This window comes from Acinetobacter sp., from assembly GCF_036659555.1.
Lineage (GTDB): Bacteria > Pseudomonadota > Gammaproteobacteria > Pseudomonadales > Moraxellaceae > Acinetobacter.
The window spans coordinates 1-3,894 of record NZ_JAVXCI010000150.1 but is presented as its reverse complement, the minus strand read 5'-3'; the positions used below and the strand labels follow the sequence as shown (position 1 = coordinate 3,894).

Genomic DNA, 3,894 nt, shown 5'->3' with positions numbered 1-3,894 from the left:
ATAAATTCCGAATAAAAGACATTGATGAACTGTTCAAAAAATACTGTGATAAGTTTTTTGGTATTTAGCTATAGCAGCTGGCTTCCGCAATCAGCATTGCCAAGGCGGGCAGCAAGTCGGGATGCAGGCTGTTTTTCGGCTCATTCAGCGCCATGAATTTCGGCGGCCTTGGACTCAGCAGCGCCACCGCCAGGCACAGGAAACGCAGTGTGCCGTCGGAAAACTCCGCGCTTTCCAGCGCGCGCAAAATGCCTTCACGCTTCATCATCATCTGAAAGCGCCCGCCCAGCGCTTCCACATAAAAATGGCTATGGGGAAAAGCCTTTTCCAGCACGGCAAATAAAGTTTCTGTTTGCCCGCGTTCACGCAGGGTTTCAAAGGCCGCAGCCAGATTGGCCCCGTCATGCGCCAGCACCGGCGAGCGTATGCCGGCTTGCGGCGTCCGCATGGTGGAGCGGGCGCTGACCGAAAATTCATGATAAAAGCGCCAGCCTTGCATGGCTTCGCGCACCTGAGAAACTTCCGGATATAAATGCGGATCAGACAGCTGCCCAAACAGCGAGTCTTCCTGCGTCAATGACGCCGGGTAAGCGATCCGTCCGCCATCTGCATTTTTCAGGAAGGCCGCCTGATTCAAGCGCTCCATCAGCATGCTGGCCGGCCGGCGCTGATAGCCGCTCAGCCACAGCGCTTCTTTCTTCACTAAAGGGTCGAGCGCAAACAGGCTGATCAGCGGCTCAGGAAAGCCGATCTCCAGCTGATATTCATAATGCTCCATTTCTGCCGACAGGATCATCCGCTTAGGCGCTTTCTTCTGGTCGCCATAGCGCTGCCCGCCGGCCCACATGACTTTCTGCATGCCGCCTTCTTCCGCAATGGCTGCGGACAGGCGCCCGCTGGCTGCTTCATGCAATAAGCGCACAGCCTTGTACAGATTTGACTTGCCGGAGCCGTTTGGCCCGCTGATGATATTCAGCTGCGATAAAGGAAGGCTGATATTCCTGACCGAGCGGAAGCCTTGGATTGAAACGGAACGGATGGCCATAATTTCCTCTCAGGCGGCTGCGCGTTTTGGTTTTGGCGGGCTGCTGCTTATTTTTACCGCATCAGAAAAAAGCCTGCAAGCGTAGGCTTGCAGGCTTTCATTTGGCTTATGCTGAAAAACCGCTTAGAACAGGCGGTTCATGCCGTTCAATGTCGCAACGCGGTAGGCTTCCGCCATGGTCGGATAGTTGAAGGTGGTTTCCACAAAATACTTAATGGTATTTTTAGGGCTGTTCATGACCGCTTGGCCAATGTGGATAATTTCAGCTGCGTTATTGCCGAAGCAGTGCACGCCCAAAATTTCCAAAGTGTCGCGGTGGAAAAGAATCTTCAGTTCGCCAACAGTGTCGCCGGTAATCTGCGCGCGCGCTAAGTGGCGGAAGGACGCTTGGCCGACTTCATAAGGAATTTTTTCCTCGGTCAGCTGCTGTTCAGTTTTGCCGATAGAGGAAATTTCCGGAATGGTGTAAATGCCTGTCGGAATATCCGTCACTGGCGCAACGTCCTGTTCGCCGCTCATGTTGGCGCCCGCGCAGCGCCCCTGGTCATAGGCAGCCGAGGCCAGTGACGGCCAGCCGATGACATCGCCGGCGGCATAGATGTTTTCGACGTCAGTCTGGTACTGGTCATTGACAGCCAGCTGGCCGCGGCTGTTCGGCTTCAGGCCGATATTCTCAAGGCCCAGTCCATCGGTATTGCCTGAACGGCCGTTGCACCACAGGATCGCATCAGCTTTGATTTTCTTGCCGCTTTGTAAATGCATGACCACATGATCATCGTGCGTTTCCAAATGGTCAATCTGCTCATTGTGGCGGATCAAGACGCCTTGCTCGCGCAAGTGGTAAGACAGGGCATCTGAAATTTCATCATCCAGATAGCTGAGCAGCTTAGGCTGGGTGTTGATCAAATCAACTTTATGATCCAGGCCGATAAAAATAGAGGCATATTCGCAGCCGATGACGCCTGCGCCGTAAATGATGATTTTTTTAATTGAAAAGTCCAGATCCAGAATTTTGTCTGAATCAAAAACCCGCGGATGGTTGAAGTCTAAAATTTCCGGACGGTACGGTCGCGAACCGGTCGCAATCACCAGCTGCTTGAACACAATTGTTTCTGTGAAGCCGTCTTCACTGAACACGAGGATGGTGTTTTTGTCCTGCACATAGGCGCGGCCATGGTAAATATCAATTTTATTGCGGTCATAAAAGCGTGAATGCGTGTCGACTTGCAGCTGAATCACTTTATGCGCATTGCGCAGCACTTGCTTCATGGTGAACTGTTTCCATTCACCGACTTTCTGGAACATTGGATCACGCTGATAGCGGATGATGCTGGATACTGTCTGACGCAGCGCCTTGCTTGGGATGGTGCCGACGTGCGTACAGTTGCCGCCCAGCTGATCGCGCATATCCACAATCGCAACACGTTTTCCGGATTTAGCAAGTTTCATCGCCGCGCCTTCACCCGCAGGGCCTGAACCGAGAACTACCGCATCGTACTTAACGAAAGTCCCACTAACGACCTCTTTCTTACGTGGCATTCAACGCTCCTTCAAAATAATTTTTCATTTATCTTGCGGGTATTATGACTCAATTAAGCGCAATTTGCTGTATTTAGCTCACATATATTAAGTGATGGCTCCATTTAGTAAATGAATAGTATTTTTGCCCCATCATTTTGCATTTCCGCTATAATAAAGATGCTATTTTTTAGAATATCTCCCCGTCAAAACAGTGGAAAAGTTGAATATGTCTGAAAACCGTAAACCAGAACAGGGTGTCAAACTGCGCGGCGCAGAAAAAGTCGCCCGTATTCCTGTAAAAGTTATCCCTACGGTTGAAGCGCCGCGCAAGCCGGACTGGATTCGGGTGAAAATGGCGGCGCCGGATGAAGTGCAGCGCATTAAAACCACCTTGCGCGCGCAAAAGCTGCATACGGTCTGTGAAGAAGCAGCCTGCCCGAACTTGCCGGAATGCTTCGGCGGCGGCACGGCAACATTTATGATCATGGGTGATATCTGCACCCGGCGCTGCCCGTTCTGCGACGTGGCCCACGGCCGTCCAAACGCGCTCGATCCGGATGAGCCGCGCCACATGGCGGAAACCATTGCCAATTTAGGCTTGAAATATGCGGTCATTACATCGGTAGACCGTGACGACCTGCTGGACGGCGGCGCGCAGCACTTTGTTGACTGCATTAAGGAAGCGCGCGGACTCAGCCCTAAAACCTTGCTGGAAATTCTGGTGCCGGATTTCCGCGGCCGCATGGACATTGCGCTGCGCATTATGACCGAGTGCCCGCCGGATGTGTTCAACCATAATATTGAAACCGTGCCGCGCCTGTATAAAGCCATGCGTCCAGGTTCTGACTATCAGCATTCTTTAAACCTGCTGAAAATGTTCAAAGAATACTGCCCGGATGTTCCAACCAAATGCGGCTTAATGGTCGGCATTGGTGAAACGGAAGAAGAGGTGCTTGCGCTGCTGGACGACCTGAAAGCGCATGATGTCGATTATGTGACCATTGGCCAGTACCTGCAGCCGTCTAAAGAGCATGCGCCGATTGACCGCTTTGTAACGCCGGAAGAGTTTGAGCGCTACACTGCGCACGGCCAGAAGCTGGGCTTTAAAAATATTTGGGCGGCGCCGATGGTGCGTTCAAGCTACTTTGCTGACCGCCAGTATTACGGCGAGCCTGTGCCAATGGTGCGCCGCAAAACTGATCCGGCCAAAAAAATTGCCGTGCAAACTATTGAAGCTTAATGCTGAAATGATAAAAAGCCCCGCGTAAATGCATAATGCCAGTCAGTTAAGAAATTGACTGGCATTTTCTTTTTAAATTCTAGACTTT

The 3,894-nt window shown here is 51.7% G+C and carries 3 protein-coding genes; 1 reads left to right on the top strand and 2 read right to left on the bottom strand.

Annotation, left to right across the window (positions count from 1 at the left end; all coding sequences use genetic code 11):
• Window positions 1-64: 64 nt before the first annotated feature.
• Entirely contained in the window at window positions 65-1,045 is a 981-nt protein-coding gene (locus RSA72_RS14095) for an AAA family ATPase (protein ID WP_332624417.1), read from the bottom strand.
• 123 nt (window positions 1,046-1,168) lie between these two features.
• Window positions 1,169-2,584, bottom strand: coding sequence for a Si-specific NAD(P)(+) transhydrogenase (gene sthA / locus RSA72_RS14090; protein ID WP_332624418.1), 1,416 nt, complete (start codon window positions 2,582-2,584; stop codon window positions 1,169-1,171).
• Between the two features lie 208 nt (window positions 2,585-2,792).
• Between sthA and lipA the strand changes: the two genes are divergently transcribed.
• Window positions 2,793-3,806, top strand: coding sequence for a lipoyl synthase (lipA, locus tag RSA72_RS14085; protein ID WP_332624420.1), 1,014 nt, complete (start codon window positions 2,793-2,795; stop codon window positions 3,804-3,806).
• Window positions 3,807-3,894 lie beyond the last annotated feature (88 nt).